Genomic DNA, 6,766 nt, shown 5'->3' on the forward strand with positions numbered 1-6,766 from the left:
AGATGTATATAGGAGACAGGGCCGGGGGAGCAGGCTCCGTCGCGGGAGCGGCGGGGACGGCGGTGGGCTCGTCCTCGTCCACCGAGATCCCGAAGTCGGTGGCCAGACCCGCCAGTCCGGAGGTGTAGCCCTGGCCGATCGCGCGGAACTTCCATTCCTCGCCCCGGCGGTAGAGCTCCGCGCAGAGCAGGGCGGTCTCGTCCCCCGCGTCGGCGATGTCGAAGCGCGCCAGCGGCTCCGCGCCCTCGGGGGCTGCCGCGTCGTAGAGCAGCACCTGCAGGCCCGCCACCGCGCCGAAGGGGCCCTCCTCGGCCGAACCGGCCACCACCACCCGGTGGACGTCGCCGGGCAGCCCGGCCAGGTCCACCTCCACGGTGTCGGCGACGGCGTCGCCGGTCTGCTGCTTCGCCCGGTGCCGAACCCGGCCGGACGGGTGCCGCGGCTGGTTGTAGAAGACGAAGTCCTCGTCGGAGCGGACGTTGCCGTCGGCGCCGAGGAGCAGCGCGGAGACGTCCACGTCCGGCGTTCCGGCGGCGGCCGCCCAGCGCAGCACCGCACGGACCGCGGAGGCGGACAGCGGAATGTTGGAGCCCTTCACCATGACCTGCGTCATGGCGCACCATCCTGCCTGCTGCCTGCCCCTCGGGACAACGCGGGTGGGGCATCGGCCGGAGCCGGTCCCGGGCCGTGGCCTCCGGTGAACCGGAAGGCAATGTTCCGAGAATTGGACGCTGTGGGGGCTGGATATCGGCCTGGAGGAACGTACGATTGTCGGCCAATGGTCCCATGGTCTGCCCGCAGGCCCCGGACCCACGGCCAGGGGGAGAGACGCGACCGGCAGCCGCCGCGTGACCGGGGCTCCCGCCCGCCGTACGCCGCGCCCGGCGTATCCGTACACCGACATCCGCGCACTCCGGTACCACCGCACACCCGCACACGCACACACGCACACACCACATCGCACCCGGCCACCAGGCCCGAACCACCAGGGGAGAGCACATGCGCCACTTCGGGCACCTGGACGACGACGTCCGGCACCGGCTCTTCCACCGCGAACCGGAGCACTTCACCCGCGGCGGCGACCCCGCCGTCCTCTCCACCGCGCTCGGCGCCACCCTCTACAGCCCCGCCACCCGCCCCCGTCTGCTGGAGGACATCCGCAAGCAGACCGCCCGGGGAGTGGTCTCCATGGTGCTCTGCCTGGAGGACGCCATCGACGACCGCGACGTCCCCGCGGGCGAGGCCAACCTGGTCGCCAGGCTCACCGAACTCGCCGCAGCCACCACCCATGTCGAGGACGGACCGCTGCTCTTCATACGCGTCCGCACCCCCGAGCAGATCGGCGACCTCACCCGCCGCCTGGGCCCCGCGGTACGGCAGCTCAGCGGCTTTGTGCTCCCCAAGTTCACCGAGGAGTCCGGCAGCGCCTTCCTGGAGGCGCTGACCGCCGCCGAGGCGGCGTCCGGCCACCGCCTCTTCGCCATGCCGGTCCTGGAGTCGCCCGACCTCGCCCACCTGGAGACCCGCCGCGAGGTGCTGTCCGGTGTCTCCCGGGTCCTGGAGAAGTACCGCGACCGGGTGCTGGCCGTCCGCCTCGGCGTCACCGACCTCTGCTCCGCGTACGGCCTGCGGCGCTCCCCGGACCTCACCGCCTACGACGTCGCCCTGGTCGCCGGGGTGATCGGCGACGTGGTCAACGTGCTGGGACGCGCCGACGGCACCGGCTTCACCGTCACCGGCCCGGTGTGGGAGTACTTCCCCGTGCAGGAGCGGATGTTCAAGCCGCAGCTGCGGCGCTCGCCGTTCCTGCAGACCGAGACCGACCCGCCGGGCGACGAGGTCCGCCGCCGGATCATCGAGCACGACCTCGACGGGCTGATCCGCGAGATCGAACTCGACCGCGCCAACGGCCTGCTCGGCAAGACCTGCATCCACCCCAGTCACGTCCCGGCCGTGCACGCCCTCTCCGTGGTCACCCACGAGGAGTTCAGCGACGCCGGCGACATCCTGCACGAGGACCGGGCCGGCGGGGGAGTGATGCGCTCCGTGTACACCAACAAGATGAACGAGGTGAAGCCGCACCGCGCCTGGGCCCAGCGGATCATGCTGCGCGCCGCCGCCTTCGGTGTCGCCCGCGAGGACATCACCTTCGCCGAACTCCTCTCCGCCTGCCTGTGCCCGTGAAGGCGACGGCCTCGGCGCCCCGCCACGCGCCCTGCGCCCCGGCGCCCCCACCGGGCCGCGCCGGACACCTCAAGTTCCGCTCCGCGTCACGCCCCTGTCATGACCGGATGGTCACCTGGGTACGCCCCGCGGTCACGGCCACGGCGTGCCAGGACGTACCGTCGTACGCAACCCCCGTCCCGGGCCGCCCCGACTCAGCGGCCGGCCGACGGCAGAGCAGAGAGCAGCGACCTTGACACTTCAGGACACCTGGACCGGCCAGTGGGTGACGGACCGCCTCGACGTCCGTCTGGACGGCGACCCGGCGCTCCGCGACCTCCTCGGCCTCGCCCTGCGGCGCAACCCGCGCCGCGCCCATCTGCTGGTCTCCAACGTCCTGGGCAAGCACGTCCCGCAACCCCCCGCGACCGTCCACGGCGCCGGCCTCGCCCTCGGTGCGCGCGTCCGCGACCTGCTGGGCCCCGAGGAGGCGCGCCGCGCCGTCGTCCTCGGCTACGCCGAGACCGCCACCGGGCTCGGCCACAGCGTCGCCGACGGTCTGGGCGACGCCCCCTATCTGCACTCCACCCGGCGAGCCGTCAGCGGGGTCGAACCCCTCGGCGGCTTCGAGGAGGAGCACTCCCACGCCACCTCCCATCTGCTGCTCCCCGAGGACCCGGAGCTGCTGTCCGGCAGCGGCCCGCTGGTCCTGGTCGACGACGAGTTCTCCACCGGGCGCACCGTCCTCAACACCATCCGCGCGCTGCACACGGCGCACCCCCGGGACCGCTATGTGATCGTCGCGCTGGTGGACATGCGCGACGCCGACCAGCGCCGGCACCTCGCCGACGCCGCCGCGGACCTCGGCGCCCGCCTGGACCTGGTGGCCACCGCGACCGGTACGGTCCAGCTGCCGCCGGACGTCCTCGAACGCGCCCAGGCCCTGCTCGCCGCCGGGACCGCAGCCGTTCCGGCCCCGCGCCTTCCCGGGGGCGAGGCGGCGCAGACCGCAGGGTCAGCCGCCGCGGCCGTGACGGCTGACCCGGCGGCCGGGCTCGCGCCGCTGACCCGCGCCGTACTGGACTGGCCCGCCGACCTGCCCGACGGCGGCCGGCACGGCTTCACCCCCGCCCACCGGGCCCGGCTCGAGGCCGCACTGCCGGACCTCGGCCGCAGCCTCGCCGCCGTCCTCAGCGGCGCCCCCCGCAGGATCCTGGTCCTCGGCTGCGAAGAGCTGATGTACACCCCGCTGCGCCTCGCCGAGGCACTCTCCACCGCCCTCGGCGACGGCGCCGAGGTGCGGTTCTCCACCACCACCCGCTCACCCGTCCTCGCGGTGGACCACCCCGGCTACGCCATCCGCACCAGGCTGGCCTTCCCCGCCCATGACACCGCGCCCGAGGACGCGGGGCCGGACGACCCCGGCGAGCGCTACGCCTACAACGTCGCCCCCGGCACCGACGCCGCCCGCCGTTTCGACGCCGTCGTCCTGGTGGTCGACCACCCCGCCGACACCCCCGCGCTCCACCACCCCGACCGGGGCCTCACCACCCAGTTGCGGCAGCTCACCGACCAGGTCGTACTGGCGGTCGTACCGTCCCACGTCCCGCAGCGCGGACCCCGGCAGGGAACCGGAAAGCACCTTCCGAACGTTCCCACCCAGGCGGCCCCGCTCCCGTGAACCCGGACACCCGCCCGAACCATTCGGCGCATCACCGAAGGCGAACATGACGACGATGCCGAGCACCACAGCCGCGGCCCCGCGGGCGGCCACCGGAGTACTTCCCCAGCCCCTGCACGGGCCCGAGTTCTCCTCCTACGCCGCGGACGAGGTCTCCTGGCTGCTCACCGATCTCTCCGGGGTCCCGCTGGAGGCCCCGACCGAGGAGCGTGAGGAGGCCATCCAGTCCGGGGGCGCCCACTACGCCGAGATGCTGCCGGTGGAGTACCAGCCCAGCCCCGAGTACCAGGAGCTGTTCCACCAGGCCCTGCGCGCCTCGGCGGCCCGGATCGCCCGCGCCGTGGGAGCCGTCACCGAGACCCTCCTCGCCGAGCGCGGCCCCCGCTTCGACGGCCCCCTGGTCCTCGCCTCGCTGGCCAGGGCCGGTACCCCGGTCGGTGTGCTGATACGCCGCTGGGCCGCCTACGCCCACGGCCTCGACCTGCCGCACTACGCCGTCTCCATCGTCCGCGGCCGCGGCATCGACCCCGTCGCCCTGCGCTACCTCGCGGCCCACCACGACCCGCTGAGCGTGGTCTTCCTCGACGGCTGGACCGGCAAGGGAGCCATCACCCGGGAGCTCCACGAGGCCCTCGACGGCACCGGCTTCGACCCCGAACTGGCGGTCCTCGCCGATCCCGGCCGCTGCGTCTCCACCTACGGCACCCGGGAGGACTTCCTCATCCCCTCCGCCTGCCTCAACTCGACCGTCTCCGGCCTGGTCTCCCGCACCGTGCTGCGCACCGACCTGATCGGACCCGACGACTTCCACGGCGCCAAGTACTACCGCGACCTCGCCTCCGCCGACGTCTCGGGTGCCTTCCTGGACATCGTCGCCGACCACTTCCCGGCCGTCCGCGACGCAGCCGTCCAGGACGCCGCGGACCTGGTCGAGGCCGACCCCGCCGACCGCGCCCCCACCTGGGAGGGCTGGGCCGCCGTGGAGCGGATCAGCGCCGAGTACGGCATCGGCAATGTCAACCTGGTCAAGCCCGGTGTCGGGGAGACCACCCGGGTGCTGCTGCGCCGGGTGCCCTGGCGCATCCTCGCCCGGCGCGGAGCGGGGGCCGACCTCGACCATGTGCGGCTGCTCGCGGCTCAGCGCGGCGTACCCGTCGAGGAGGTCGACGAACTCCCGTACTCCTGCGTCGGTCTGATCCACCCGCGGTACACCCGCGGCGCCACCGACGAGCACGGCACCGCGGTCACCGCCCCGGCAACGATCCCTGCCCAGTCGGATCCGGCCGGGGGCGCCCGGTGACCACCACGGCTCCGAGCCCCGTGCAGCACCGCCTCTGGAGGCGACATACCGTGACCTCGACCGCCGCCGGTGCCACCGCCACGGCTGCCGATGCCTTTGCCGCTCCGAACCGGGGGACGTGGCCCCGGCCCCCGGCCGGCGCCCGCCGGAGCCCCGGAGGTGTTGCCCGGTGACCGCTCCGGCCCCGCGCTTCCTGGTCGCCAGCGACCTCGACCGCACCCTGATCTACTCGCCGCGCGCCCTCGCCCTCGGTGTCCCCGACGAGGAGGCCCCGCGGCTGCTCGCCGTCGAGGTCCACAACGGCCGGCCGCTCTCCTTCATGACCGAGCACGCCGCGGAGCTGCTGGTCGAACTGACCCGCAGCTGCATCTTCGTACCGGCCACCACCCGCACCCGGGCGCAGTACCAGCGGGTCAACCTCCCCGGTCCCCGCCCCGACTGGGTGCCCCGGTACGCCATCTGCGCCAACGGCGGCCATCTGCTGGTGGACGGCGAGCCCGACCTGGACTGGCACCGCGACATACGCGGCCGGCTCGCCGAGTCCTGCGCGCCGCTGGAAGACGTGGTCCACCACCTGGCCCTCACCGCCGACCCGGAGTGGACCCACAAACGCCGCGTCGCCGAGGACCTCTTCGCCTATCTCGTGGTCGAGCGCGAGGAGCTGCCCGACGGCTGGGTCGAGGAGCTCACCGCCTGGGCGACGGAGCGCAGTTGGACGGTCTCCCTGCAGGGCCGCAAGGTCTACGCCGTTCCCGAGCCGCTCACCAAGAGCGCTGCCCTCGCGGAGGTGGAGCGCCGCACCGGCGCCGCCACCGTGCTCACCGCGGGCGACTCCCTCCTCGACGCCGAACTGCTGCTCGCCGCCGACGCCGGCTACCGCCCCGGCCACGGCGAACTCGCCGACACCGGCTGGACCGGCCCCGGCGTGACCGCGCTGCCGCAGGTCGGCGCTTCGGCGGGGGAGGAGATCGTCCGCCGTCTGCTGGCCCGCGTCCGCGAGGGGGAACTCACCCGGGTGGGGGCCTGACCGCCGTTCGGGCACACCCACGATCGCCCTGGTGGCGGCCGTGCTGACCAAACCCAGGGGGTTCCTCTTCCGGGTGGTCACCGGCAGCGGCGACTACGCCTCGCTCGACGGCGACCTGCTGCTGATGATGGTCGGCCGGGCGCGGCGCGCGGCGACGGACCACGCGGCGGCCACGGCACGGCTGCGTCAACCGTCGCCGGCGCCGTCGCGTCGCTGCCGTGCCGCCGTACGCCCGAACTGCCCCGGAGCCGCAGCAGCAGCCCCGCACCACCGCCGGTACCCGGGCACGGCAGCCCCGCAACGCACCCGCCCCGGCCCTGATCCTGACGGCGGCCGGGGCCGGGCCACCCGGCCGCCGGGAGCTGATCGGCGCCCGCGTCGCCGCGATCGCCGTGCCGCGGCAAGGCACCGGCCTCCGGCCCGGGTTTTGGTGGCGGTCCTGGCCGCGGCGGCCGGGGCCGGGCCACCCGGCCGCCGTGAGCTGATCGGCGCCCGCGTCGCCGCGATCGCCCTGCCGCGGCAACGCATCGGCCTCCGGCCCCGGGTCCTGGCGGCGGTCCTGGCCACTGCAGCTGGGGCCGGGCCACCCGGCCGC

Annotated in this window: 3 protein-coding genes and 2 pseudogenes; 4 read left to right on the forward strand and 1 reads right to left on the reverse strand. The window is 74.5% G+C overall.

Annotated elements, in window-relative coordinates; all coding sequences use genetic code 11:
* Positions 1–613 (reverse strand): TerD family protein (locus AOK09_RS36470; RefSeq protein WP_169797119.1); only part of this gene is annotated, 613 nt, incomplete at its 3' end.
* A gap of 386 nt (positions 614–999) precedes the next feature.
* Between AOK09_RS36470 and AOK09_RS36475 the strand changes: the two genes are divergently transcribed.
* From AOK09_RS36475 to AOK09_RS41530, 4 genes and pseudogenes are all read left to right on the forward strand, one after another.
* On the forward strand, positions 1,000–2,184 hold the full coding sequence (locus tag AOK09_RS36475) for an HpcH/HpaI aldolase/citrate lyase family protein (RefSeq protein WP_055591455.1): 1,185 nt from the start codon (positions 1,000–1,002) through the stop codon (positions 2,182–2,184).
* Between the two features lie 232 nt (positions 2,185–2,416).
* Positions 2,417–5,144 (forward strand): annotated as a pseudogene (locus AOK09_RS43005) (phosphoribosyltransferase).
* Positions 5,145–5,313: 169 nt separating this feature from the next.
* Positions 5,314–6,171 carry an HAD family hydrolase gene (locus AOK09_RS36490; protein ID WP_055591457.1) on the forward strand — a complete coding sequence of 286 codons (858 nt, stop codon included), beginning with the start codon at positions 5,314–5,316 and terminating at the stop codon, positions 6,169–6,171.
* 31 nt (positions 6,172–6,202) lie between these two features.
* Positions 6,203–6,766: pseudogene (locus AOK09_RS41530) on the forward strand (hypothetical protein); the annotation flags it as partial.

Origin of the sequence: Peterkaempfera griseoplana, assembly GCF_001418575.1 — a bacterium.
Lineage (GTDB): Bacteria > Actinomycetota > Actinomycetes > Streptomycetales > Streptomycetaceae > Peterkaempfera > Peterkaempfera griseoplana.